The organism is Rothia halotolerans (genome assembly GCF_004136635.1).
Taxonomy (GTDB): domain Bacteria; phylum Actinomycetota; class Actinomycetes; order Actinomycetales; family Micrococcaceae; genus Rothia; species Rothia halotolerans.
Genome location: NZ_NOIU01000001.1, coordinates 431,226 through 456,721 on the forward strand (window position 1 = coordinate 431,226; position 25,496 = coordinate 456,721).

At 72.2% G+C, this 25,496-nt stretch carries 23 protein-coding genes and 1 tRNA gene; 9 read left to right on the top strand and 15 right to left on the bottom strand.

Features of this window, described 5'->3' with window-relative positions:
- Positions 1-152: 152 nt before the first annotated feature.
- A complete protein-coding gene (locus EWV39_RS02070) occupies positions 153-1,565 on the bottom strand; it encodes an RbtT/DalT/CsbX family MFS transporter (protein WP_129656633.1) in 1,413 nt (470 codons plus the stop codon).
- 366 nt (positions 1,566-1,931) lie between these two features.
- Here EWV39_RS02070 and EWV39_RS02075 point away from each other — a divergent pair, with 366 nt between their 5' ends.
- From EWV39_RS02075 to EWV39_RS02085, 3 genes are all read left to right on the top strand, one after another.
- Positions 1,932-2,786, top strand: coding sequence for a MetQ/NlpA family ABC transporter substrate-binding protein (locus EWV39_RS02075; protein ID WP_129656634.1), 855 nt, complete (start codon positions 1,932-1,934; stop codon positions 2,784-2,786).
- A gap of 128 nt (positions 2,787-2,914) precedes the next feature.
- Complete coding sequence (locus EWV39_RS02080) at positions 2,915-3,973, top strand: methionine ABC transporter ATP-binding protein (RefSeq protein WP_238147970.1); 1,059 nt, start codon at positions 2,915-2,917, stop codon at positions 3,971-3,973.
- The gene (locus tag EWV39_RS02085) at positions 3,973-4,680 is read left to right on the top strand and encodes a methionine ABC transporter permease (RefSeq protein WP_129656635.1); all 708 of its coding nucleotides are present in this window, start codon (positions 3,973-3,975) and stop codon (positions 4,678-4,680) included. Before EWV39_RS02080 ends, EWV39_RS02085 begins: the two co-directional genes overlap by 1 nt.
- A 117-nt stretch (positions 4,681-4,797) precedes the next feature.
- On the opposite strand, the gene EWV39_RS02090 is transcribed toward EWV39_RS02085, so the two are convergent.
- On the bottom strand, positions 4,798-6,513 hold the full coding sequence (locus EWV39_RS02090) for a long-chain-fatty-acid--CoA ligase (protein ID WP_129656636.1): 1,716 nt from the start codon (positions 6,511-6,513) through the stop codon (positions 4,798-4,800).
- 66 nt (positions 6,514-6,579) lie between these two features.
- On the opposite strand from EWV39_RS02090, the gene EWV39_RS02095 reads away from it, so the two are divergent.
- On the top strand, positions 6,580-7,272 hold the full coding sequence (locus EWV39_RS02095) for a sugar O-acetyltransferase (RefSeq protein ID WP_129656637.1): 693 nt from the start codon (positions 6,580-6,582) through the stop codon (positions 7,270-7,272).
- The gene (locus tag EWV39_RS02100) at positions 7,269-8,384 is read left to right on the top strand and encodes a YrzE family protein (RefSeq protein WP_129656638.1); all 1,116 of its coding nucleotides are present in this window, start codon (positions 7,269-7,271) and stop codon (positions 8,382-8,384) included. The genes EWV39_RS02095 and EWV39_RS02100 overlap by 4 nt, the downstream gene beginning before the upstream one ends.
- A 208-nt stretch (positions 8,385-8,592) precedes the next feature.
- Here the strand turns inward: EWV39_RS02100 and EWV39_RS02105 are convergent, their stop codons facing one another.
- The 4 genes from EWV39_RS02105 to EWV39_RS02120 all read right to left on the bottom strand — a co-directional run bounded on the left by EWV39_RS02105 (position 8,593) and on the right by EWV39_RS02120 (position 13,633).
- Positions 8,593-10,191 (bottom strand): 2-oxo acid dehydrogenase subunit E2, encoded by a 1,599-nt coding sequence (locus EWV39_RS02105; protein ID WP_129656639.1) that lies wholly within the window; start codon positions 10,189-10,191, stop codon positions 8,593-8,595.
- 29 nt (positions 10,192-10,220) lie between these two features.
- On the bottom strand, positions 10,221-11,210 hold the full coding sequence (locus EWV39_RS02110; RefSeq protein ID WP_193554668.1) for an alpha-ketoacid dehydrogenase subunit beta: 990 nt from the start codon (positions 11,208-11,210) through the stop codon (positions 10,221-10,223).
- Positions 11,207-12,373 carry a thiamine pyrophosphate-dependent enzyme gene (locus EWV39_RS02115; protein ID WP_129656640.1) on the bottom strand — a complete coding sequence of 389 codons (1,167 nt, stop codon included), beginning with the start codon at positions 12,371-12,373 and terminating at the stop codon, positions 11,207-11,209. The genes EWV39_RS02110 and EWV39_RS02115 overlap by 4 nt, the downstream gene beginning before the upstream one ends.
- Positions 12,374-12,439: 66 nt before the next feature.
- Entirely contained in the window at positions 12,440-13,633 is a 1,194-nt protein-coding gene (locus tag EWV39_RS02120) for a histidinol-phosphate transaminase (RefSeq protein ID WP_129656641.1), read from the bottom strand.
- A gap of 72 nt (positions 13,634-13,705) precedes the next feature.
- On the opposite strand from EWV39_RS02120, the gene EWV39_RS02125 reads away from it, so the two are divergent.
- Positions 13,706-14,434, top strand: coding sequence for a PepSY domain-containing protein (locus EWV39_RS02125; protein WP_129656642.1), 729 nt, complete (start codon positions 13,706-13,708; stop codon positions 14,432-14,434).
- 135 nt (positions 14,435-14,569) lie between these two features.
- Here the strand turns inward: EWV39_RS02125 and EWV39_RS02130 are convergent, their stop codons facing one another.
- Entirely contained in the window at positions 14,570-15,556 is a 987-nt protein-coding gene (locus tag EWV39_RS02130; RefSeq protein WP_129656643.1) for an alpha/beta hydrolase, read from the bottom strand.
- A gap of 76 nt (positions 15,557-15,632) precedes the next feature.
- Between EWV39_RS02130 and purB the strand changes: the two genes are divergently transcribed.
- A complete protein-coding gene (gene purB, locus EWV39_RS02135; RefSeq protein ID WP_129656644.1) occupies positions 15,633-17,084 on the top strand; it encodes an adenylosuccinate lyase in 1,452 nt (483 codons plus the stop codon).
- Between the two features lie 63 nt (positions 17,085-17,147).
- Here purB and EWV39_RS02140 read toward each other — a convergent pair whose 3' ends face one another.
- The 5 genes from EWV39_RS02140 to EWV39_RS02160 form a co-directional block, all read right to left on the bottom strand.
- Positions 17,148-18,032 (bottom strand): di- and tripeptidase, encoded by an 885-nt coding sequence (locus EWV39_RS02140; RefSeq protein WP_193554669.1) that lies wholly within the window; start codon positions 18,030-18,032, stop codon positions 17,148-17,150.
- Positions 18,033-18,111: 79 nt separating this feature from the next.
- On the bottom strand, positions 18,112-18,972 hold the full coding sequence (locus EWV39_RS02145) for a spermidine synthase (protein ID WP_129656645.1): 861 nt from the start codon (positions 18,970-18,972) through the stop codon (positions 18,112-18,114).
- Positions 18,969-19,889: a cation diffusion facilitator family transporter gene (locus EWV39_RS02150; RefSeq protein WP_129656646.1), complete on the bottom strand. Its 921-nt coding sequence runs from the start codon at positions 19,887-19,889 to the stop codon at positions 18,969-18,971. The genes EWV39_RS02145 and EWV39_RS02150 overlap by 4 nt, the downstream gene beginning before the upstream one ends.
- Complete coding sequence (locus EWV39_RS02155; protein ID WP_337589929.1) at positions 19,890-20,228, bottom strand: acylphosphatase; 339 nt, start codon at positions 20,226-20,228, stop codon at positions 19,890-19,892. It abuts the gene before it with no gap.
- A gap of 9 nt (positions 20,229-20,237) precedes the next feature.
- Positions 20,238-20,924 carry an SDR family oxidoreductase gene (locus EWV39_RS02160; RefSeq protein ID WP_129656647.1) on the bottom strand — a complete coding sequence of 229 codons (687 nt, stop codon included), beginning with the start codon at positions 20,922-20,924 and terminating at the stop codon, positions 20,238-20,240.
- 209 nt (positions 20,925-21,133) lie between these two features.
- Here EWV39_RS02160 and EWV39_RS02165 point away from each other — a divergent pair.
- Positions 21,134-21,206, top strand: a tRNA-Thr gene (locus EWV39_RS02165).
- A gap of 128 nt (positions 21,207-21,334) precedes the next feature.
- Entirely contained in the window at positions 21,335-22,180 is an 846-nt protein-coding gene (locus tag EWV39_RS02170; protein WP_165313082.1) for an HpcH/HpaI aldolase/citrate lyase family protein, read from the top strand.
- 48 nt (positions 22,181-22,228) lie between these two features.
- Here the strand turns inward: EWV39_RS02170 and EWV39_RS02175 are convergent, their stop codons facing one another.
- The 3 genes from EWV39_RS02175 to EWV39_RS02185 form a co-directional block, all read right to left on the bottom strand.
- Entirely contained in the window at positions 22,229-22,762 is a 534-nt protein-coding gene (locus EWV39_RS02175) for a dehydrogenase (RefSeq protein ID WP_129656649.1), read from the bottom strand.
- A 222-nt stretch (positions 22,763-22,984) separates the two neighbouring features.
- A complete protein-coding gene (locus tag EWV39_RS02180) occupies positions 22,985-23,143 on the bottom strand; it encodes a CstA-like transporter-associated (seleno)protein (RefSeq protein WP_129657309.1) in 159 nt (52 codons plus the stop codon).
- Between the two features lie 55 nt (positions 23,144-23,198).
- Entirely contained in the window at positions 23,199-25,475 is a 2,277-nt protein-coding gene (locus tag EWV39_RS02185; RefSeq protein WP_129656650.1) for a carbon starvation CstA family protein, read from the bottom strand.
- Between the last annotated feature and the right edge of the window lie 21 nt (positions 25,476-25,496).

Sequence of the window (25,496 nt, forward strand, 5' to 3'; positions counted from 1 at the left end):
CGGCGCGACGGCGGGGTCAGGCGCCGGGAGCGCACGGACCTGCCGGAAGCACCCAATCCCTCCGACGCGCACGAGGCCTCTGGAGACGCGCGAGCGCCGCGGTCCGGGACGTCCCGGACCGCGGCGCTCGAAGCCCTCGGGAGGGCGGCCCCTCAGTCCTTGATCGTGACCTGGGACTGCTGGTCCTTCGCGTGCTGCACCTCGATGGCCTGCGTGTCCGCCTCGCGGATCTCCCGGCGATACTCCGGGTCGTCCTGCCGGGTGCGGAGGTGCCCCACCATGATGAACGCCGCCGCGTAGAGGGCCACGAAGGTCCAGATCACCGCGGAGTTGCGCATGAAGGGATCCTCCCAGCCCAGGGCGGTGGTCACGTTGAGCACCACGGCGACCGTGATGGACCCCAGGAAGGTCGCCCCGCCCGCGGCGGTGGTGTACATCGCCATGGCCGCGCCGCGGTGCTGCGGGGCGTTCTCCGGCAGGATCGCCCCCATCGGCACGAAGCCGGCCAGGAAGATCCCGAAGGTCACGCCCGCGATCACCGAGACGATGTAGCCCCAGGTGGAGCCGGCGGGGACCATGTGCGGCACGTACCACCAGGCCAGCAGGCCCAGCGCGGAGGCGAAGACGCCGCACCAGCGCACGGTGTTGACCCAGCCGATCCGGTCCCCCACCGCGCCGAAGAAGGCGTTGAAGAGGATGTTCCCGGCGTAGACGCAGACGGTCATGAGCAGCCAGCGGGACTGGCCCCAGCCCAGCGTCGTCGAGACCACGGCCGGCATGATGATGAACATGCCGAACTGCGGGGCGGTGTTGATCAGGCGCACCAGGAAGCCCTGGAGGATCTTGGCGTTGCTGAAGGTCAGCCGGAGACCGGCGAAGATGACAGACGACGCGGACTCCTCCGGCGGGGCGATGCGGCGCTTGCCGCGCTCCTCGTGGCAGCCGAACCAGGCGCAGCAGAAGCCGACGACGATCAGCAGGATCGAGCCCCACATGGACCAGGTCTCGCCCACGGTCCCGCCGCCGAAGGCGGGGATGGACCCGATGGCCACCAGCGAGCCCAGCGTGGGCAGGCCGCCGGTGAACATGACGTAGAACCAGCCGATCGCGGTGCCCGCCTTGGAGGGCAGCGCGGTGATGTTGATCCACACCAGGAAGGCGAAGGAGAACAGCGGGAAGCCGAACCCTCGCAGGAAGTACATGACGCCGACCAGCGGCAGGGAGTCCGTCTCGATCGAGAGCAGGAAGCCCACCTGGAAGACCATCCAGATGATGAACCCCAGGAGCATGACCTTCTTGGGCCCCCAGAGGTCCGCCAGCGCGCCGGAGAGGTAGCTGGCGATCAGCACGGCGAAGGAGTACGAGCTGATGATCAGCGAGATCGTGGCCTCCTCGCTGCCCATCCTCTCCACGAGGTGCGGGGTGATGAAGTTCGACTCGACGCCGAGGCCCGTCATGAACAGGAGGACCCCGAGGAATCCCCACTTCAGGACGGACGGGATGCCGATGCGGTCGAAGAACGTCCCCTCGACCGGCGGGGCCGGGGACGATGCGGCGTTGGACATGATGAGTGCTCCTCCCGGGGCGGTGCGTGCGTCTTCGTCGACGAGCCCTGCGGTGCTCGCGATCCGCGGCCCCTCATCTCGATGGTGAGGCGGGCCACAGGCGTCTGGTCAGCGTAGACCAGGATGCGCGCAATGCACAAGCGTTCAGAACGTTCTTTCAGACCGGCTGAAGCCCGGGATCATCGCGGAGGACGCCCTTCTGTGACCTTTTATGACATAGCGTGAAGGGCATGCTGACATACCTGGAAGCCTTTCTCGCGTCGCGGCGGCGCGTGATGTAATTGAGCCACATCCGACGCGGCCCGCCATCGGCGGCCGCGGCGGACGTCCTCGATCCTCGCCCCATCTGAAGAGAGACCCACAGCCGTGAAGAAACTTGGCGCCCTCCTGGCGATCGTGCCCCTGTCCCTCGGACTCGCCGCGTGCGGCGGGGACGACGAAGAGACCGTGACGATCGGCGTCGTGAGCCCCGACCCCGCCAACCAGAAGCTGAAGGAGGAGGCGGAGAAGCAGGGCATCAACGTCGAGTTCCAGGAGTTCTCCGACTACAACCAGCCGAACCCGGCGCTGAGCCAGGGCCAGACCGATCTCAACTGGTTCCAGCACATCGCCTACCTCGCGGACTACAACGTCAACTCCGACGACGACCTGCAGATCGTGGGCCCGACCGTGATCTACCCGCTGGGCCTGTACTCCGAGAAGCACGACTCCGTGGACCAGATCCCCGAGGGCGGCGAGATCGCCATCCCCAACGACGCCGTCAACGAGACCCGCGCGATCCTCGTGCTGCAGTCCGCCGGCCTCGTCCAGCTCACGGAGGACAAGGCCCAGCCGACCCTCGACGACGTCGACACCGACGCCTCGAAGGTCCGCCTGACCCCCGTCGACGCCGCCCAGACCGTGGTCTCCATGTCCTCCGTGGACGGCTCGGTCATCAACAACGACTTCATCGCCGACGCCGACCTGAACCCCGAGGACGCCCTGTTCGAGGACGACGCCTCGCAGGAGGCGGCGCTGCCGTACGTGAACCTCTTCGCCTCCCGCGCCGGCGACGAGGACAACGAGACCTACCAGAAGATCGTGGACATCTACCACAGCGACGCCGTCCAGGAGGTCGTGGACGATGACACCAAGGGCACCGCGGTGACCGTGGACGTCGACGTGCAGGAGCTGCGCGACACCCAGAGCCGCCTCGAGGACGAGCTCAGCGGCGACTCCTGACCCGCGCCTCCGCCAGGAGGAGCCTCGAGAGCCCGCGACGACGCCGGCCCGCCGCTTACACGCGGGGGCCGGCGTCGTGCCGCTCCCGTCATTGGGACGGGCCACCACCCACAGCAAGGGAAGCATTCATGAGCGAGAATACGAGCGAGACGACCGGCGCTCCCGGCGAGGAGATGGTCGTCCTCAGCGACGTCTCCAAGGTCTTCAGGACCGGCAAGACCGAGGTCACCGCCGTGGACTCGGTGGACCTCACCGTGAACCGCGGCGAGATCTTCGCGATCATCGGCTACTCCGGGGCCGGGAAGTCGACCCTGGTCCGCCTCATCAACGGGCTCGAGCCGACCACCTCCGGGACCCTGACCGTGGACGGCCGGACCATCTCCGGGGCCTCCGAGTCCGAGCTGCGCAAGGTCCGCACCGACATCGGCATGATCTTCCAGCAGTTCAACCTCATGAACTCCAAGACCGTGGCCGCCAACGTCGCCTTCCCGCTCGGGGTCGCCGGCTGGTCGCGGGAGAGGCGCTCGGCGCGGGTGAAGGAGCTGCTGGAGTTCGTGGGGCTCGAGTCCAAGGCGAAGAGCTACCCGGACCAGCTCTCCGGCGGCCAGAAGCAGCGCGTCGGCATCGCCCGCGCCCTGGCCACCGAGCCCCACCTGCTGCTGGCCGACGAGTCCACCTCCGCGCTGGACCCGGAGACCACCGAGGAGGTGCTCCGGCTGCTCAAGCGGGTCAACCAGGAGCTCGGCATCACGGTGGTGGTGATCACCCACGAGATGGACGTGGTCTCCACGATCGCCGACCGCGTGGCCGTCATGGAGAAGGGCAGGGTCGTGGAGCAGGGGCCCGTCTACGACGTCTTCTCCAACCCCCGCACCGAGCCCGCGCGGCGCTTCGTCTCCACCGCGGTGAAGACGCTGCCCACCGGCGACGCCGCGGCCAAGTTGAAGAGGCGCCACCCCGGCTACCTGGTCAACGTCGAGATCAAGGACCAGACCCCGGTGGGCAGCGTCCTCGCGCACATCGGCCAGCGCGGCGTGAGCTTCAACATCGTCCAGGGCGGCCTGGAGACCCTCCAGGGCCGCACCTACGGAACCCTGACCCTCGAGCTGACCGGCGAGATCACCGCGATCGATGCCGTGGTCGAGCAGCTCAAGACCGTGACCACCGTCAAGGAGGTGCGCGCCTGATGACGCTCGCCAGCACCACCCTCGCCGCCGGCAGCCTCTCGGCGGCCTCCACCGACTGGACGCTGCTGCGGCCCAAGCTCTCCGACGCCGTCGTGGACACCCTCATCATGGTCTCCGCGACGATGGTCATCGCCGGCATTGCCGGGCTGATCATCGGGACCCTGCTGTACACCACCCGGCAGGGCAACATCCTGCAGAACCGCTGGGTCAACGCGATCCTGAACTTCGTGGTCAACTTCATCCGGCCGATCCCGTTCATCATCATGGTCGTGGCCCTGGGCCCGCTGATGATGTCGACCATCCAGGTCACCATCGGCATCGAGGCGGCCATCTTCGCGATGGTCTTCACCGCGACCTTCGCCGTGGCGCGCATCGTGGAGCAGAACCTGGTCTCGATCGACCCCGGCGTGATCGAGGCGGCCCGCGCGATGGGCGCCTCCAAGACCAAGATCATGTTCTCCGTGATGCTCCCCGAGGCGCTCGGGCCCCTGATCCTCGGGTACACCTTCCTCGTGATCGGCGTGGTCGACATGTCCGCGATGGCCGGGTACATCGGCGCCGGCGGGCTCGGCGACTTCGCCCTGCAGGAGGGCTACCGCCGCTTCAACTGGGAGGTCACCTGGGTCGCGGTGCTCATCATCATCGTCCTGGTCCAGTTCGTCCAGCTGCTCGGCAACGTCCTGGCCCGCAAGGTCATGCGGCGCTGAGCCGGCCCCGGACGGCACGAGCCCGGCCCCGCGCTCCCCTCTTCCCCCGGCCGCGGGGAGGGAGCGCGGGGCCGTCGTCATGGACGCCCCACGCCTTCCGGCCATGGCCGGAAGAGCTCAGCCCTCCCGCTCCCGCAGCAGCTCCCTGACCTCCCGCCGGAGGGTCTTGCCGAGCATCGAGCGCGGGAAGTCCTCGAGCTCCACGATCCGCCGCGGCACCTTGTAGCGGGTCACCCGCTCGTAGCAGCGGGCCCGCAGCGCCTCGGCGTCGAAGGCGGCTCCGGGGGCCGTGATGACCGCGGCGACCACCTCCTCCCCGCCGCCCTCCGCGGGGAGGCCGACGACGGCGGCGTCGGCCACGGCGTCGTCGGCCCGCAGCGCCTCCTCCACCTCGGAGGGCGAGACGTTGAAGCCGCCGGTGATGATGAGCTCCTTCAGGCGGTCCACCACGGAGAGGAAGCCGTCCGCGTCCATGCGCACGACGTCGCCGGTGCGCAGCCACCCGTCCGCGCTGAACGCCGCGCGGGTCGCCTCCTCGTCCCGCCAGTAGCCGCGGAAGGTCTGCGGGCCGCGGACCCACAGCTCGCCCGCCGCGCCCGCCGCGCCCGCCGCGACGTCCTCGCCCGCCTCGGGATCCACGATGCGGATCTCGGTGGAGGGGAAGGGGACCCCGATGGAGCCGGCCCGCCGCGAGGAGTTGAGCGGGTTGCAGGCCACCAGCGGGGCGCACTCGGTCAGTCCGTAGCCCTCGACGAGGAAGCCGCCGGAGCGCTGCTCCCACGCCGCGACGAGGTCCGGCGGGAGGTTCATCGCCCCGGAGACGGCGTAGCGGATGCCGACCAGGTCGATGCCGCGCCGCTCGGCGGCCTCGAGCAGGCGCCGGTAGACCGGGGGCACCGCCGGCAGGATCGTGGGCCGGGAGCGCCGGAGGGCCTTCGCGATGAGGTCGACGTCGACGGTCGGGAAGAGCACCAGGCGCGCCCGGATCGCGGTCGCGACTCCCATCCCCAGCGTCATGCCGTAGGCGTGGAAGAGCGGGAGCACGGCGTAGATCGTCTCCTCAGGCCCGGGCTGGACCCACTCCCGCCCCATCTCGGCGTTGGACTCCAGGTTCCGGTGGGTCAGCATGGCGCCCTTGGGACGCCCCGTGGTTCCGGAGGTGTAGAGCAGCAGCGCGAGGTCGTGCGCGCCCGGGCGGGGATGGTGCGCGTCGATGCGCGGGTGCGCGAGCAGCTGCGCCCAGGGGATCGTGCCGGGCGCCGGGCCCTGCAGCCGGCCCCGGGCCGCGCGGGCGGCGGGCACCGGCAGGCGCAGGGCCAGCCGCGTGCGCAGCGGCATGGCCGCGAGGAGGCTCACCGCGACCACCTGCCGGGGGCGGGCGGTCTCGGGCAGCCCGGTGATCGCCCCCGCGGCCCGGTCCCACACGATCGCCGTCTTCGCCCCGTGGTCCTCGAACTGGTGACGCAGCTCCTCGGCGGTGTACAGCGGATTGTGCTCGACGACGACGCCGCCCACCCGCAGCACCGCGTAGAAGGCGACGACGTGCTGCGGGCAGTTCGGCAGCACCAGCGCGACGCGGTCCCCCGCCCGGATGCCCATGGCCCGCAGAGCCTCGGCGACCCGCTCCACCTCCTCCCCCAGGCGGGCGTAGGTGGTGCGCGCGCCGAAGAACTCGAGCGCGGTCCGGGCGCCGGCCTCCCGCACGGCCGCCTCGAGGACGTGCACCAGCGAGGTCTCGGGGAGCTGGAGGGCGTGCGCGACGCCGGGCGAGTAGTTCGCGAGCCAGGGACGGCCCGCGGTGGGCGGGGCGCCTGAGGGGTCCGGTTCAGCCATACCAGCGATTCTGTCACGGCCTGTATGATCGCCTGGAACCCCAGCCGCATCAGGAGGAGCACAGCGATGGACGATCCCGCGGAGCAGATGACCATGCGCGAGCGCATGGTCGCCGGCCTGCCGTACCGGGGCGCCGGCGAGACCAGCACCGACTCGGCCGACGCCGCCCGGGCCACCGCCCGATTCCAGCAGCTCGACCTCGAGGACCGCGAGGCTGCCGGCCAGGTGCTGCGCGGCCTGCTCGGCTCGATGGGCGAGGGGGTGCGGATCCGCCCGCCGTTCCACGTCGACTACGGCTGGAACATCCACGTCGGCGACCGCCTCTTCGCGAACTTCGGCCTGATGGCGCTGGACGTGTGCGAGATCCGCATCGGCGACGACGTGCAGATCGGCCCCAACGTCCAGCTGCTCACCCCCACCCATCCTCTCAACCCCGCCGACCGCGTCCGCGGATGGGAGGGCGGCCTGCCGATCACGATCGAGGACAACGTATGGCTGGGCGGCGGCGCGATCGTGATGCCGGGCGTCAGGATCGGCCGCGACTCGGTGATCGGCGCCGGGGCCGTGGTGACCCGCGACGTCCCGCCGCTCTCGGTCGCCGTGGGGTCGCCGGCGCGCGTGGTCAGGACCATCGACCCCGAGGAGCGCTCGGGGCAGTTCGCGCTGGAGAACTACCCGGCCGCGTACCGCGAGCAGGTCCGCGGCGAGGGCCCGGACGCCGTCGTGCGCCCGGCCGGGCACGAGGAGGCGTCGGCATGAGCCGCGAGCGTCCCTACGACCGAGACGACCCGACCGAGCCCCTCCCCCGGGAGCCCCGGCGCGGCGAGGACCCTGACGCGACCGTCCCCCTCCCCGCCGGCTCGTGGCGGTCCGACGACCCCAATGCGACGGTGCCGCTCGACGGCTCCGACGGGGCCGCCCGCGGGGAGCCGCGCGAGGAGCCCTGGGACGGACGGCGCCTGGACCACGAGCCCACGGAGGTCCTCGAGGACAACCGCACCCTGCCCCTGGGCACCGTCCCTCCCGGCTCGGAGGACCCCACCGCGGTGATCGGCCGGGACGGCCGGGAGAGCCTCTCCCGGGGCCCGGCGGAGACCGCGCCGACGCAGCCGCTGCGCCCGGAGCACGGATACGGCGCCGGCGGGGGCCGGGAGCACGACGACGCGCGGATGCCTCCCACCGCCGGGATGCCGACCGTGGGCGGGGCGACTGCCGGGGCCTCCGCCGGTGCCACAGCCCAGCGCGGCCCGGGCAGCTCGGCTGCGCCCGACGGCTATCCCGCGGAGCCCGGCGCAGGCATCCCCGGCTCCGAGCTGCGCGCTGCGGTGACCCGCCGGCAGCGGGTCGAGTACGGCCGCATCCAGCTGCTGCCCGGCCTGATCGGATGGCTGGCCGCCGTCGGGATGGCGGGCTTCCTCGGCTGGGCCGCGGCCCTGCTGCTGCCCGCTCTGACGGGACTGACGCCCGCGGCCGCGCCCGGCGGGGCCCTGGAGGACCTCGCCGAGGGCTCCGCGGCGGGGCTGGCCGGCTCGATCGGCTTCGCGGCGGTCTACCTGGTCTCGTTCCTGTTCGGCGGGTACGCGGCGGGGCGCTCGGCGCGCTTCGCCGGTGCCAAGCAGGGCGTCGCGGTGTGGCTGTGGCAGCTCATGGGGGCCGCCGTGAGCACCGTCCTGGCGATGATCTTCGCCGACCAGGTCCCGGGCCTGCCCGCCCTCGCCACGGTCCAGGCGATGGGGGCCGAGTCCCTGCTCTGGAACGTCCTGGCCGCCCTGTGCGTGCTGGCGATCGGGCTGCTCGCGGCCGTGCTCGGCGGGCTGTGGGGCCTGCGCTTCCATCAGCGCGCCGACCGCCTGGGCTTCGAGGCCCGCTAGCGGCCCCGCCCCGGCCGGGACCCTCGACGCGAGAAGGACGCCGCCCCTGGGGCGGCGTCCTTCCGTCGTCCCGGCCGCTTGGGCGGCGGGCCTCTCCAACCCGCCTCGGGGACGGCCGCCCCTCCCCGGCGGGGAGGGACGGGCCCCGACGGGGAAGGGACGGCCCCTCACAGCGGGGCGGCCCTGTCCGGCCGCGCGGCCGGAGCCGCTACATGTCCAGCAGCAGCGCCGGCTCCTCCATCACGGCGGCGACGTCGGCCATGAACCGGGCCGAGAGGTCGCCGTCGAGGATCCTGTGGTCGAAGGACCCGCCGAGCGTGGTGACCCAGCGCGGGATGACCTCGCCGTCCACGACCCACGGCTTCTGCTTGATCGTGCCGAAGGCGATGATCGCGGCCTCGCCGGCGTTGATGATCGGCGTGCCGGTGTCGATGCCCAGGGCGCCGATGTTGGTGACCGTCATCGTCCCGCCGGTCATGTCGGCGGGCTGGGTCTTGCCCTCCCGCGCGATCTTGGTCAGCGAGTCCAGGGCGATCGCCAGCTCCTTGAGGGAGAGGTCCTGCGCGTCCTTGATGTTCGGCACCAGCAGGCCGCGCGGGGTGGCCGCCGCGATCCCGAGGTTGATGTAGCGCTTGATGAGGATCTCGGACTCGGTCCACGCCGAGTTCACCTGGGGGTTCCGGGCCGTCGCCCAGATGACCGCCTTGGCGAGGATCAGCAGCGGCGTGACCTTGACGCCCTCGAAGCTCGGGGAGGCCTTGAGCCGCTTGACGAACTCCATGGTCCGGGAGGCGTCGACGTCGACGAAGATCGACACGTGCGGCGCCTCGAAGGCCGACTTGCTCACCGCCTTCGCGGTGGCCTTCCGCACCCCCTTGACCGGGATCCGCTCGATTCGGTCCCCGGCCTGCTGCGAGGCGGAGACCCAGAAGTCGCCGGGCTTGGCCTCGCCGAGGTCCTGGGAGTGGGCGGTGTAGTTGAGCAGGTCGCGGTGCGTGACCTGGCCCTGGGCGCCCGTGGCGGGGACGTGGGCGAGGTCGACTCCCATCTCCTTGGCGGCCTTGCGCACCGGCGGCTTGGCCAGCGCGGGGCGCCGGGGCGGCTCGGAGGGCACGGTGCGGTGGGCCGAGGCGGTGGGCATCGGCTCCTCCGCCGCACGGCCCGGCAGGCGATTCAGCGCGTCGCGACCGCCCTCGGCGAGGCGCCGGGCGCGCTCGGCGAGGTTCGCCCCGAGCCCTCCGCCGCCGAGGCGGCCGGCCAGGCCGGTGGCGGCGGGCCCTGCCGGGGCGGTGGCGGCCGGCTGGGCGGCGGGGGGAGCAGCTGCTGCGGGGGACGACGTCGTGCGCCTGCGGGCCCGGCGCTTGACCGGGTCGGCCTTGGGTCCGCTGCCCACCAGGGCCGCGGTCTCCGACCCGCCCTCGGAGCCGCTGCGCGCCGCCTGGCCCTCCGGCTCCTCGGGGGCGGGGGTGGAGATCTCCGGCGCGGCCCCCTCGGGGGCGGGGCGGGACGCCTCGGGCGGCGCTCCCTCCTCACCAGCCGGGGCGGCCTCAGCTGTCCCGGAGGGCTCCCCCGCCACCGCGACGGCGACGAGCGGCTGCCCCACCTCGACCGTGGCGCCCTCCTCGGCGAGGAGCTGCTCGACGGTGCCCTCGAAGGGCGAGGGCAGCTCGACCACGGACTTGGCGGTCTCGATCTCCAGGAGGACATCGTTGACCGCCACCGTGCTGCCGGGGCCGACCTTCCAGGCCAGGATCTCCGCCTCGGTCAGGCCTTCGCCGACGTCGGGGAGGTTGAAAATCGATGACATGTGGCTTCTCCTCGTGCTGGGCGGGCCGGCTAGTGGCTGAGGGAACGGTCGATGGCCTCGAGGAGGCGGTCGATGTTGGGCAGGTAGTCCTCCTCGACGGCAGCCACGGGGTAGGGCATGTGGTAGCCGCCCACCCGGATCACGGGCGCCTCGAGGCGGTAGAAGCACCGGGTGCCGATCTCCGCGGCGAGCTCCCCGCCCATGCCCCCGAAGGTGGGGGCCTCGTGGGTGACCACGAGGCGGCCGGTCCTGCTGACCGAGGCCTCGACGGTCGCGACGTCCAGCGGGGAGATCGAGCGCAGGTCGACGACCTCGACGCTGCGGCCGTCCTCCTGGGCGGCCTCGGCCGCGGCCAGGGCGACCGGGACGAGGGCCCCGTAGGCGGCGAGCGTGAGGTCCTGCCCCTCGCGGACCACCTGGGCCCGCTGCGTGTCGGTCGTGGAGGCGGAGCGGTCCACCTCGCCCTTGAGCCAGTAGCGGCGCTTGGGCTCGAGGAAGATCACCGGGTCCGACGAGGCGATGGCCTCGCGGAGCATCGAGTACGCGTCCTGGGCGTTGGAGGGGGTCATGACCCGCAGGCCGGCCGTGTGGGCGAAGAGGGCCTCCGGGGACTCCGAGTGGTGCTCGATGGAGCCGATGTTCCCGCCGTAGGGGATGCGGATGACCACCGGCAGGCTGATCCGGCCGTCCGAGCGGAAATGGATCTTCGCCAGCTGGGAGGTGATCTGGTTGAAGGAGGGATACACGAAGCCGTCGAACTGGATCTCGCACACCGGGCGGTACCCGCGCATCGCCAGCCCGATCGCGGTGCCGACGATGCCGGCCTCCCCGAGCGGGGTGTCCATCACCCGGTCCGCCCCGTAGGTCTCCTTCAGCCCCTGGGTGACGCGGAAGACGCCTCCCAGGGTGCCGATGTCCTCGCCCATCATCAGCACCGTGGGGTCCGCGGCCAATGCGTCGTCCATCGCAGCGTTCAGGGCCTTGGCGATCGGCAGGTTCTCGATCTCGTGGGTGCTCATCGGGGATCCTCCTGGGCGGCGTCGTCGAATCCCGCCTCGTACTGCTGGAACCACGCCCGGTCCTGCTCGACCAGCGTGTTGGCCTCGGCGTAGACGGTGTCGAAGTACTCGGCGAACTCCGGCGGCTCCATGGCCAGCACGGCGTCGCGGACCTCGCGGCCGTACTCCTGGGCCGCCTCCGACGCCGCCTCGAAGAACGCGTCCTCGACCTCTTCCGCGCGGAGGTGCCGCTCGAGGCGGACCAGCGGGTCCTTGGCCGCCCAGCCATCCTCCTCCTCGCGGGTGCGGTACTTGGTGGGGTCGTCCGCGGTGGTGTGGGCGCCGAGGCGGTAGGTCTCGGCCTCGATGAGGACGGGGCCCTCGCCGCGCCGGATCTTCTCCAGCGCGTAAGCGGTGACCGCGCGGACCGCCAGCAGGTCGTTGCCGTCCACGCGGATCCCCTCGAAGCCGTAGCCCGCCGCGCGCTCGGCCAGGGGCAGCCGGGACTGGGTGGAGAACGGGACCGAGATCGCCCACTGGTTGTTCTGGACGAAGAACAGGACCGGGGCGTCATAGGAGGCCGCGAAGACCATCGACTCGTGGGCCTCGCCCTGGGTGGAGGAGCCGTCGCCGAAGCAGACGATCGTCGCCGGGGGCTCCGAGCCCTCCGCGGGATCCTGGCCGAGGCCCAGGCGCGCGTCCAACCGCTGGCCCATGGCGTAGCCGACGGCCTGCGGGATCTGCGCGGCGAGGACGAAGGTGTAGAGGTGGAAGTTGTGGGCGGTCGGGTCCCAGCCGCCTCCGGAGTAGCCGCGGAAGACGCTCAGCATCTCCTTCAGGTCCACGCCGCGCTCGTAGGCGAGGGCGTGCTCCCGGTAGGAGGGGAACACCTGGTCCTGGGGCAGCATCGCCAGGGCGGCCCCGACCTGCGCGGCCTCCTGGCCGCGGGCCGGAGCCCACAGGGCGAGCTTCCCCTGGCGCTGGAGGGCCGTGACCTCGTCGTCGAAGCGGCGGACCGTGAGCATGCTGCGATAGGACGCCTTGAGATCCTCGAGGGTCACGTCCTCGAGGTAGGCGTCGAAGTCGGGGTCCGAGCCCCGCCGTCCGTCCTCGCCCAGGATGCTCACCCGGCGCAGGCGTCCGGCGCCCGCCCCAGGGTGCTGAGTTTCCGGCTGCTCAGCCATCGTTCCTCCAGTGTGAATGGTCATCGGGGCGCACGCGGGGCGGGGCCCCGCGCGCGCACTACAACATTACCTGCCCGCCGGGCCCTGTCCCCCAGCCCGGGAGGCGAAACGCTCGCACAGCTCCAGCAGGCGCGTGTTGGCCTCCTCCTCGCCGATGCTGGCCCGCACGCCGTCGGGATGGAAGGCCCGCACCGAGAGCGCGTTCTCCTCCGCGAAGGCGGCGAACTCGGCCGTGCGCTCCCCCAGGGCGAGCCACACGAAGTTGGCGCGGGTGACCGGGACCTCCCAGCCGATCCGCCGCAGGCCGGCCACGACCCGCTCCCGCTCGGCGACGATCCAGGAGACCTGCTCCCGGATCTCCCCGGGGTGCTCGACCGCGGCCACGGCGCACTCCTCCGCCAGGGAGCTGACGGAGAACGGCGTCGCCGCGACCCGCAGCGTCCGGGTGATGGCGGGGTGGGAGATCGAGTACCCGACGCGCAGACCGGCCAGGCCCGCCGCCTTGGAGAAGGTCCGCAGCACCACCAGGTTGGGGTGGCGGCGGTAGAGGGCCACGCCCTCGGCCAGCCCGCCCTCGGCGCGCTCCCGCTCGGTGAGCTCGGAGGCCTCGCAGAACTCCAGGTACGCCTCGTCCAGCACCACGACGACGTCGTCCGGCACCCGGGACATGAAGGCCTCCACGCGGTCGGCGGTCAGCGCGGGTCCGGTGGGGTTGTTGGGGCTGCACAGCAGGATCACCCGGGTGCGCTCGGTGACGGCCGCCGCCATCGCGTCCAGGTCGTGCTCACCCTCCGGGGTGAACGGCACCTGGACGCTCCTGGCGCCGCCGAGGCCCACGATGATGGGGTAGGCCTCGAAGGACCGCCAGGCGTAGACCACCTCGTCCGGCTCCCCCGACTCCGCCTGCCCGGCGAAGGTGCTGATGATCTGGGTCAGGGCCCCGTAGCTGCCGGCGCCGGCGACGATGTCCTCCGCCGGCACCCCCAGCGATCCGGCCAGGGCCGTGCGCAGGCGGGTGGCGAGCGGGTCCGGGTAGAGGTGCGTCGCGGCGTCGAACTCCTCCAGCGCCCTGCGGACGGAGGGAACCGGACCGAGCGGGTTCTCGTTCGAGGAGAGCTTGAACTGGCGCAGCCCCTCCACGACGCGCGGGGGCTTTCCGGCCGCGTACGTCGGCAGGCCTCCGAACACGTGCCGGGCGGGGATGGGACGCCCGGGCTCGGCCTCCGGGGCGTCGGGGTGGTGAGGCTGCTGATCGGTCATGGATCCAGCCTAACGGCGAGATTCGTCCCCTCGCCCCTCCCGGGGGCCCTCGAGGTGTGCAAGAGTGGTGACATGGAACACATCACGAGCTCTGACAGGCTGAGGAACGGCAAGTGGCTGGTCCTGGGGACGGCGGCAGCGGCGCTGCTGGCTCTGGGCGGCTGCGCGCAGGGCGGGGACGGGGGCGGGGGCGGCGAGGAGTCCTCCGCGCCCTCCGAATCCGCCTCGAGCGAGGACAGCGGGAGCGCCAGCCCGGAGGCGGGTGGCGGGAGTGCCGAGCCCTCGGAGGAGGCCTCCGGCTCGGCCTCTGCATCCGGTTCCGGCTCTGCCTCCGCTTCGGCGTCCGGCTCCGGATCCGCCTCCGGCTCGCCCTCGGCCTCGGCCAGCGGGACGGGTGAGAACGACCCCGCCTTCGCCTCGATCGACGCCGCGCTGGCCGAGCACCCCGACGCCACCGTGATCTCCGTGGACCGGGACGACGCCGGGATGACGTACGACATCGACCTGGTGGAGGGCGAGGCCGTCCTCGAGCTCGAGGCCTCCAGCGGGGGCGGCGAGGTCCGCCAGACCGACACCGACGACGACGCCGAGGACGTCGCCGAGGCCCGGGAGGCCCAGGTCAGCGCCTCCGACGCGATCACCACGGCCCTGGACGGCCGCACGGACCGCGTGCTGGACGAGGCCGAGCTGGACCGTCACGACGGCACGCTGATCTGGTCGCTCGACCTCGACGACGCCCAGGGCGCGGACGCCGAGAAGGTGCGCGTCGACGCCTCCACCGGTGAGACCGTCACCTCCTGACCGGCGGAGGGCGCCCGGGGCGCTGACCGGCCCAGCGGCCGGGGTCCGCTTCCGGCTCCGCCCTGCCCCGCCCGCAGCCGTCCCCTCCGCCCGAGGCCGGGCGCCTGGCGGCGGGCTCGCCCGCCGACCCCGGGCTCACTCCTCCTCGGAGTGGGCCTCCCCCGGCGCGTGCCGGTGGGCCTCCCCCACCGGCTCCTCGCCCACCCGGATCTGCGAGCTCGAGCCGTAGACCCGGACCTCCAGCGGCGCGTCCCGGGGCAGCAGCGCCTTGAGCATCGCGATGTACTCGGGGCCTCCGCGCTCCCCGCCCAGCCGCTCGTCGGCCTCCTCCGCGGCCCGGAGGTAGGTCCTGATCGAGTGCGCCCGCAGGATCCCCGCGCCGACGTCGGTGCGCAGCAGAATCGCCTGCGCATCCCCCGCCGGCCCGCGGGCGTCCAGCCCCGCGACCGGGTCCTCTCGGTCCGCCACGTCGAGGATCGGCAGGACCTCCGGCGTGCCGGAGTAGTGGCGCGAGGGCGCCCCCAGCGTCAGGACCCCGGCCAGCCGGTGCCGCGCGAGGAACTCCCGGTTCCCCGCCAGCGCCAGCGCCGCCATCCCGCCCTGGCTGAATCCCGCCAGCAGCACCGGGGCGCTCCCGTCCGAGCCGGCCGCGAGGAGGGCGGCGTCGACCATCTGCATGAGCGCCGAGGTCTGCGCGAGCGGGACCTCCGGGGCCACGGCGAAGTTGTCCACGACGGTGGCCAGGCCGTTCGGCTCGGCGAGGTTCCCCAGGCTGGCGAAGTCGGTGCCCGGGATCGAGACCACCATGCTCCGCGCGCCGTCCGGGGCCGTCGCGATCGCCACGGAGAGGTGGGCCGTGGAGTCGGCTCGCGCGCCGGCGGCGTCCAGCCGGTCGTCGGCCCGGTCGACGGCGTCGATGCCGCCCGCCAGGAACCGGACCGTGGGCTCCGCCCGGACGGGGAAGGGCGCCTCCGGGTCCTCGGCCGACTCCAGCGGCACGCGCCCGAATCCCACGAGGCGCACCGTCCCGATGCCCCGCGCGCGCAGCTGCCGCAGGGCGGACCCGCCGGCGGCCGCCACTCCCGCGAGGGGGCGCCCCCACCCCTCGAGCGTCTGGACCATGCTCCTGCTCCTCCCCCGCCGGCCGCCTCGGCCCCCGTGCTCGGAGGCCGCCGGTGCGACGTGTCACAATGTTCCCATGGCCCACACTTCACAGAGCACCACCGCGCCCCCTCAGACCCTCCCCAACGGCCGGCTGAGCCTCGCCTCCGCGTCGCCGGCGATCGCCCTCGGCCCGCTGGACGGGCGCTACCAGGCCCAGACGGCCCCGCTGGTGGACTACCTCTCCGAGGCCGCGCTGAACCGCGACCGCGTGCACGTGGAGGTCGAGTGGTTCATCTACCTGTGCGAGCGCTCGGTGCTGCCCGGCCTCTCCCCCCTCGAGGACCGGCAGAAGGAGGGCCTGCGGGAGCTGGTCACCGGGTTCGACGCCGAGTCGATCCGCCAGCTCGCCGAGTACGAGGCCGTGACCGTGCACGACGTCAAGGCCGTGGAGTACTTCATCGGCGACCGCCTGGAGGCCCTGGGGCTGGCCCGCCTCAAGCCGCTGGTGCACTTCGGCTGCACCTCGGAGGACGTCAACAACCTGGCCTACGCCGTGGGGATCCGCGACGCCGTGGCCGACGTCTGGCTGCCGGCCGCGCGCGGCCTGGTGGAGCGCGTCGTCGAGCTCGCCGAGTCCTCCCGCGAGGTGCCGATGCTCTCCCGCACGCACGGCCAGCCGGCGACGCCGACCACGCTCGGCAAGGAGATGGCGGTGCTCGCCCACCGGCTGCGGCGCCAGGTGCGCGCCGTCGAGCGGCAGGAGTTCCTGGGCAAGATCAACGGCGCGACCGGCACCTACGCCGCCCACGTGGCCTCGGTGCCCGGGGCGGACTGGCAGGACGTCTCCCGCGGCTTCGTCGAGCACCTCGGGCTGACCTGGAACCCGCTGACCACGCAGATCGAGTCCCACGACTGGCAGGCCGAGCTGTACTCCTCGATGGCCCACTTCAACCGCGTGCTGCACAACCTGTGCACCGACATCTGGTCCTACATCTCGATCGGCTACTTCCGCCAGATCCCGGTGGCGGGCGCGACCGGCTCCTCCACGATGCCGCACAAGATCAACCCGATCCGCTTCGAGAACGCCGAGGCGAACCTCGAGATCTCCTGCTCGCTGCTGGACACCCTGGGCGAGACCCTGGTGACCTCGCGCTGGCAGCGCGACCTGACCGACTCCTCCTCGCAGCGCAACATCGGCGTCGCCTTCGGGCACTCGGTGCTCGCGATCTCCAACGTGGACAAGGGCCTGGCCAGGCTCGACGTCGCCCAGGAGGTGCTCGCCGCCGACCTCGACCAGAACTGGGAGGTGCTCGCCGAGGCCATCCAGATGGTGATGCGCGCCGAGGCGGTGGCCGGCGTCGAGGGCCTGGACAACCCCTACGAGCGGCTCAAGGACCTGACCCGCGGGCACCGCGTGGACCAGGCCCGGCTCAAGGAGTTCGTGGCCGAGCTCGGCCTCTCCCCCGAGGCCGAGGCCCGCCTGAGCGAGCTGACGCCGGCGACCTACCACGGCATCGCGGAACGGCTGGTCGACTACGTGAAGTAGCCGACGACGCCGCGCGCGGGCGCCCCGGGATCCTGTCCCGGGGCGCCCGCGTCGTCTCGGGGCCTACTTCCCCTCGTCGCCCTTCGAGCGCTTCCTCGCGGCGCGCCCCGCGCGCTTGCCGGCGCGCCGGCCCTCGTGCTCGGGATCGGGCTCCTCCGGCGTCGTGCCCCGCGGCAGCTCCGCGACCGGCACGCCGGCCTCGGGATCGCCCTCGAAGGACGGCGCCCTCTCCTGAAGCCCCAGGCTCGCCGGGAAGGTCCCGGGGGCCTCTCCGAACGCCTCGTGGGCCGAGCGGATGACGTGACGGCCGAGGGAGAGGTTGGCCCCGCCGCCGACGACCGCGCCGATGCCGAAGGGCAGCGCGCGCCCGAGCGTGGCCCCCGACTGCCGGGCGATGAACCTCTTGATGAACATGTTGCGGATGCTCCGGGAGACCGCCGAGCCCTTGCCCGGGCCGCCGAGCATCAGCCCCCAGCGCGAGGAGGCTCTGCCGGACTGCCCGAGCAGGCCCTCCATCAGGGAGGCCCCGTCCTCGCCGAGCATGAGCGCCATGACCATGGTGCGGGCCTTCTCCGGGTCCTGGAGGTGGACGCCGTGCAGCTCGGCCACGGCTTGGCAGTACAGCGCCGTGCGCTCCAGGTAGCCGCCGACGGCGATGAACGAGAGCCCGACCGAGGTCGCGGTGCCGATGCCGGGCACGAAGGCGGATGCGCCGACCGCCCCGCCCCCGACCGTGACGTCCCGCAGGTAGGCGCGCTCCAGGCGCTTGGCGATCTGCTGCGGGGTGTCCTCGGGATGCTTGTCGCGCATCTTCCTGACCCAGGCGACCACGAGCGGGCGCTGGACCCGCAGCACCGTGTCGAGGGCGCGGTTCAGGCCGGGCTTGGGCCGCCCCTCCTGGTCGAACGCGGATTTCAGGGCCGAGTTGAAGAACCGATGCGATGCCATGACGTCATCTAACCACGCGGGCCGGGGGCGCCGGGAGGCGGTGCGCTGACAGCGCAGAGACTATCCTCCGGCGGGCCCATCATTCCAGACTGCGGACGAACCCCTCGGTCTCGAGGGGGTCCAGCACCGCGGCCGGGTGGGGACCGGCCCGGCGCCACGCCTCGGCCTGCTCCCGCGGGTCGATCCGCGCACCGGGGCCCAGGCCCGGCCCCGCGGCCAGGATGAGGTTGCCCTCCCGACGCCCGGAGAGCAGCGAGGCGTCGGTCAGCGTCCACGGTCCGGAGGCCGGGGCGGCGTCCCGCACGGAGCCCCGGTGGGCGACGGCGTCGGTCAGCGCCGTGGCCTGGGCGGCGAAGAAGGAGAGGCCGGCGTCGTCGCCGACGTTGACCAGCAGGATCCCGCGGGGGCCCAGGACCTCCAGCGCCTCGCGGTAGAAGCCCTCGCAGGCGAGGTGGGGCGGGGCGTCCCGGCCGGAGAAGATGTCCACCACGAGGAGGTCGAGCCCCTCGCCCGGCGCCAGGCCCGCGGCGGCGGCCAGGCCGGGCAGGGCCGCCCGGGCATCGTCGTTCAGGATCCGCAGCCGGGTGCCCGGGGGCAGCGGGAGCGCGTCCAGCACCAGCGAGGGCAGCTCGCGCTCGATCTCCACGGCGACCTGCGCCGAGCCCGGCCGGGTGGCCTGGAGGTAGCGGGGCAGGGTGAGGCCGCCCGCCCCCAGGTGGGCGGCACTCAGCGGCTCCCCGGCGGGCGCCATCGCGTCCGCGACGGCGCCGACCCGGTGCAGGTACTCGTAGAAGATCCGCTCCGGATGCGCCGGATCCACGTGCGACTGCTCGGCGCCGCCGATCTCCAGGACGCGCCCGGACTCGCTGAAGCCGTCCGGGAGGATGCGGGCGGTCAGGCCCGAGAGGCTCAGCTGCACGCTGCGCGAGGCGCCGCTCATACGGTGAACCCCTCGGCCTCGTGCCGGTAGTGGCTCAGGGGCTCAAGCTGGATGGTCGAGTGCTCGATCGAGACCTCGAAGTGCCCGGCGATGCAGGACTGGATCTCCCCCAGCAGCTCCGCGCTGTGGCCGTCGCCGAAGCACTCGTCGTCGAGCACCACGTGCACGGAGAGGATCGGCAGGTCGGTGGAGATCCGGCTCGCGTGCAGGTCGTGGACCCGGACCACGTGGGGATGGGCCTCGATGTGGCGCCTGACCTCGGTGAGGTCCAGTCCCGGGGGCACGGTCTCCAGCAGCACGCCGAGGGACTCGCGCAGGATCGTCACCGCCCGCGGCATGATCAGCACGCCGATCAGCATCGCGACGATCGCGTCCGCCCGGACCCAGCCGGTGAGCATGATGACCACGGCCGAGACGATCACCGCGACCGAGCCCAGCGCGTCGTTCACCACCTCCAGGAAGGCCGCCTTCATGTTGAGGGTCTTGCTTCCGCCGAACAGCACCAGCAGCGCCACCACGTTGCCGAGGAGGCCGATCGCGCCGAAGACGACGAGCTCGGCGCCCGCGACCGGCTCCGGGTCGATCAGCCGCCCGATAGCCTGCACGACGACGAACACGCCGACCGCCAGCAGCACCGCCGACTGCAGCGCCGCGGCGAGGACCTCCATCCGCTTCCAGCCCCAGGTGCGGCGCTCCGTGGCGGGCCGCTCCGTGAGGACGGCCGCGAAGAGCGCCATCGCGAGCCCGGCCGCGTCGGTCAGCACGTGGACCGTGTCGAAGAGCAGCGCGAGCGAGCCGGTGACGACGGCGCCGATCACCTGGACCAGGAAGATCCCGAGCGTGATGCACAAGGCGGCCGTCAGCCGCCCACGCCCCGAGCCGCCGGGGGCCGGGGCGTGGGAATGCTGGTGGCCCACCTAGCGCACCCCGAAGTCGGAGAACTCGCCGGTGGGATCGGTGAAGGAGTGGTCGAGGCCGCTGACCGAGCCTGCGGTGTCCCCCGAGCTCAGCGCCGAGAGCAGGGACTCGACGCCGTCCCGGCTGCCCTCCGCCACGACCTCCACGCTGCCGTCCGGCAGGTTCTCGGCGTAGCCCACGAGCCCGTGCTCGCGGGCCACGCCCATGGTCCAGTAGCGGAAGCCCACGCCCTGGACCCGGCCGGAGACGTTCGCCTCCAGCCGGGCCTCGGGCACGGCGCCCCCGCCCCGGTCCGAGCCCTCGCGGCGCGACCCCTTCATCGCGTCCCAGAGACCCATGATCGCCTCCTAGACGGCGTGGTCGAGCCGGTCGGCGGCCGGGACCGAGCCGATGGCCTCGGCGATGGGCGTCTGGCCGTCGGTGAACGGGATGGCCTTGCGGATGGTGGAGGCGTCCGCGAGGACGGCGTCGATCACCCGGGCCACGTTGGCGCGCGAGGCGGTGCTCTCGCCGGGCTCGGCGGTCACCCTGATCTCGCCCGAGGGATCCTCCTCCGAGAGGAGGTTGGGGCCGAGCAGGGTCCACTCGAGGTTCGAGCCGCGCAGGTGCTCGTCCGCCTCGGCCTTGGACTGGGCGTAGGCGTAGAAGTCGTCGTCCTCGGGCACGGAGTGGTTCAGCGAGGCTCCCATGTAGGAGACCATCACGTAGCGCGTGGCGCCGGCGGCCTCCGCGGCGTCCATGGTGCGGATCGCGGCGTCGCGGTCCACCTTCCAGGTGCGCTCGGGATCCCCGCCGCCGGCTCCGGCGGACCAGACGACGGCGTCGAGCCCGGCGTCGCGGAAGAGCTCGGTCAGCTCCTCGCGGGAGAGCTCCATGACGTCGCGCACGACGGCCTCGGCCCCGAGTCCCTCGATCTCCGCGGTCTGCTCCTGCTTCCGGATGAACGAGACGACCCGGTTGCCGCGCTCGACCAGCAGGGGCGTCGCCAACCGGGCGACCTTGCCGTGTCCTCCGATGATTCCGATGTTCGCCATGAGTCTCCTCCTCGTTCGTCGGTCTTTTCGGTCCGTTCCCTCACCACAACACTTCCACGAGTCCGCGTATGCCGGAAGACCCCGGGCGTTCGCTGTGGGCGGGGAGGGGCTGGGGACGTTTGTGGGGCCTGCTCGGAACCTGCTACAGTGACACTCGCGTAAATCGAGATTTCCCGATGACCTCGGCGAATGATCGTGTCCAGACGCAGGCCTCCTTAGCTCAGTCGGTAGAGCGTTTCCTTCGTAACGAAAAGGTCGCCGGTTCGATTCCGGCAGGGGGCTCGAGCAAAGGCCCCGTCATCGCATCGATGACGGGGCCTTTTCGCTGGGACCGGCGGCCCCGGGCGCCCCGTCCCCGCCGGATCAGCCGCCGACCAGTCGCCCCCCAACGAGTGAGGATGAATTCGAACATGTCGTATCACCGCAATGAACGCGCCGCTCAGCTGCCCGCCCGCCTCTCCCGCTCGTGGCTGCTGACCAATGCCTCCGACGCCTCCCTGTACGGGCCCGCCTCCGAGTCGGAGGCCGACTCCGTGATCCTGGACATCGAGGACGCCTGCCCGGCCGAGGAGAAGCCCGCCGCCCGTCAGCGCGTCGTCGAGGCCCTGAACGACGGCATGAAGGCCTGGGTCCGCATCAACGACATCCACACGGAGTTCTGGGAGGACGACCTCGCCGCCCTCTCCGAGGCCAAGGGCCTGCGCGGCATCGTGCTGGCCAAGACCGAGCACCCGGACCACGTCACCCGCACGGCCATGATGTCCCGCGCCGGCACGCCGATCATCGCCCTGATCGAGTCCGCGGTGGGGATCGTCAACGCCGTGGACATCGCCCGCGCCCCGGGCACCTTCCGCCTGGCCTTCGGCCTGGGCGACTACCGCAAGGACACCGGCGTCAGCAACGACGCGATGGCCCTGGCCTACGCGCGCTCGGCCCTGGTAGTCGCCTCCCGCGTGGGCGAGCTGCCCGGACCCATCGACGGCCCGGCCAACGGGGTCGACGAGACGGGGCTGCGGGAGGCCTGCAAGGTCACCGCCTCGATGGGCATGACGGGGAAGCTCACCCTGCAGCCGGGCCAGACCGAGGGCATCAACAGCGCCCTGGCGCCCTCCGAGGAGGAGATCCGCTGGGCCCGCGAGATGCTGCAGAAGAGCAAGGGCGGGGAGGTCCCCAAGGACGGCTCCTACCTGCCGCGCCTGGCCCGCGCCCGCAAGGTCTCCGAGCTGGCGCAGACCTACGGGATGTGGGGCAACTAACCCCTTCTCCTTCCACGTCGGCCGACGTGCATCCGGGCCGTGCCGCCCTCAGCCGCGCCGGACGCCGTGGAGGCTCCGAGAGGTCGGGTGCGGTGGCTCGTGCGCGGCGGCCGCTGGGGCCTGCGCGATGCGCAGCAGCCGCTTCGCCTCGAGGATCTGCTCCTCGACGGCGGTGATGCGGCGCTCGACGGACTCTGCCGTGGAGCAGCCGGCGGCGGGGCATGCCCCGCCGCAGCGCAGCATGGCGAGCGCCTCGGCGCACTGGGCCACCGCGTTGCCCGCCTTGGACAGCGTGCGGTGCAGCTCGGAGTAGCGGCCGTCGGGCGAGGCCGGGATGTCGGTCGACTCGCTCGGCGCGAGCCGCTGAGCGGAGGCGGCTACCTCCCGCACCTGCGGCAGCAGGTCGGCCAGCCGGTTGGCCGCCGGCACGAGGGCCTCCAGGAGGGGTCCCTCCTCCACTCGCTCGAGGATCTGGTGGAAGCGGTCCAGGCCGCGCCTGAACCTGTCGTGGGCCCGGCGCCACACCCCCTGCCCCAGCTCAGCGTTGTCGCGCCGGGTCTGCACGAAGTCCTTGAGTCCCATCTCGGCCTCCCTCCGTGGTCGCGCGATGGTTAGGTGTACCTCACCAGGATATACGACTCGACGTTTGGTGACACCCTGTCAGGGGATATTAAAGGGCGCCTCCCCGGATCTCCCCGGGAAGGCGCCCTCGCCTCGGCTCCTCAGCGCTGCCGGTTCCGCGTGATGCCGCTTCTCAGAGGTCTCTCCCCCTCAGCGGCTCCCGCCCCTCAGCGACGTCGTCCCTCAGCAGCAGCGCCCCTGCGGGTTCGCCTCCTGGTGCGCGGACAGCTCGCGCCAGTACTCGCGCTCGCTCAGCGGCTCGCCGGAGCAGCCGCTGCGCCGATGGTACTCGAGGTAGCGCTCGTACTTGTCCGCGCCGAGCACCCCGCTGGCGAACCGCATCGCACGCGGTCCGCCCAGCCGGCGCCACCAGCGGGCGAGGGGCCCGGGCCCGGCCTCAGTGCCCCGATCGGGGCGCGCGTCCGGTCTGCGCGTCATAGCTCTCCCACTTCCTCTCCAGCTCCCGCTCGGCGGGCGTGGCGATCATGCCCGCCGGGGCGTACAGGCGCGATTCGACGAACGGGTCCTCGTGGTCCTTCCCCGGCCGCCCGGCTACGGAGCGCGCCGCCTTGTACGCCGCGATGAGCACGACGACGATGGTCAGCACCACGAACAGGATGGACAGCGAGCCCTGCACCAGGGTGTTCCGGATGACCGCCTGGATCGCCTCCGGCGTCTGCGCCGTCCCGAAACTCTCCGCGCCGGAGGCCAGCGCCTCCTTGGCCTCGAAGTGGTTGGCCCAGTAGCCGATCCCCGGGTCCGGGGAGAAGATCTTCTGCCACGAGCCGGTCACGGTGACGACGACGTCGAAGGCCAGCGGCAGGATGACCACCCACAGGTACCTGACCGCGCCCCGGTGCGCCGCGATGGCCAGGCACACGGCCAGCGCGATGGCGGCCAGCAACTGGTTGGCGATGCCGAACAGCGGGAAGAAGGTGTTGATCCCGCCGAGCGGGTCGGTGACCCCGAGCAGGAGGATGGACCCCCACCCGGCCACCATGATCGCCGTCGTCAGCCAGGCCCCCACGCGCCACGAGGGGTCCTTGAACTTCGGGACGAAGTTGCCGAGGGTGTCCTGCAGCATGAAGCGCGCGACGCGGGTGCCGGCGTCGACGGCGGTCAGGATGAACAGCGCCTCGAACATGATGGCGAAGTGGTACCAGAAGCTCATCAGGTCCAGCCCGGGCAGCATCGAGTGCATGATCCCGGCCATGCCGACCGCCAGCGTCGGGGCGCCGCCGGTCCGGGAGACGATCGTGTGCTCGCCGACCCCCTGCGCCGTCGCGTCGAGCTGGCCGGGGGTCACGTCGACGCCGGTCAGGCCGAGGGAGTTGACGAAGGCGGCGGCGCCCTCGATGGTCCCCCCGGTCGCGCCGGCGCCGGCGTTCATCGCGAAGTAGATGCCCCGGTCCACGGTCAGCGCGGCGACCAGGGCCATGATCGCCACGAAGGACTCCATGCACATCCCGCCGTAGCCGATGAAGCGGGTCTGGCGCTCCTTCTCGACCATCTTGGGGGTGGTGCCCGAGGCGATCAGGGCGTGGAACCCGGAGAGCGCCCCGCAGGCGATGGTCACGAAGAGGAAGGGGAAGAGGGAGCCGGTGAACACCGGGCCGTCGTCGCGCGAGGCGAACTCGCTGAAGGCCGGCACGGAGATCTCCGGGCGCACGATCACGATGCCCACCGCCAGCAGCAGGATGGTGCCGATCTTCATGAAGGTGGAGAGGTAGTCGCGCGGGGCCAGCAGCAGCCAGACCGGCAGGATCGCGGCGATGAAGCCGTAGACGATCACGCACCAGGCCAGGGTCACCCGGTCCAGCGTCAGATACTCGATGCCCCAGTCGGAGTAGCCCACGTACCCGCCGGCGATGATCGCGGCCAGCAGCAGGACGAATCCGATGACGGAGACCTCCATGACCTTGCCGGGCCGGATGTAGCGGAGGTAGATGCCCATGAACAGCGCGATCGGGATGGTCATCCCCACGGAGAACACGCCCCACGGGGACTCGCCCAGGGCATTGACGACCACCAGGGCGAGGATCGCGGTGATGATGACCATGATGACCAGCGTCGCGATGATCGCGGCGTACCCGCCGACGACGCCGAGCTCGTCCTTGGCCATCTGCCCCAGCGAGCGGCCGCCGCGGCGCATCGAAAAGAACAGCACCAGATAGTCCTGCACGGCGCCGGCCAGGATGACGCCGACGATGATCCAGATGGTGCCCGGCAGGTACCCCATCTGCGCCGCGAGCACCGGGCCGACCAGGGGCCCCGCGCCGGCGATCGCCGCGAAGTGGTGCCCGTAGAGCACGCGGCGGTCGGTGGGCATGTAGTCCTTGCCGTCGGCCATGTACTCCGCCGGGGTGGCCCGCCGGTCGTCGGGGCGGATCAGCTTGTTCTCGATGAACTTCGAGTAGAAGCGGTAGCCGATGAAGTAGCTGCAGACGGCCGCGAAGACGAACCAGATGCCGTTGACGGTCTCGCCTCGGACCAGCGCGACCATGACCCAGCTGACGCCGCCGAGCACGGCGATGGCGGTCCAGATCAGGATCTTGCGCCAGTTCCAGCCGCCGTGCTCGGCCTCCAGGACCTCGGGCTCGACGTGGTTGGGCGGTTCTTCGGGACCGGGGCCGTCCGGTCCTCGCTGCTGTGCTTCGGACGCAGCCGTGCTCATGGTGAGCCTCCATTGCCTCAG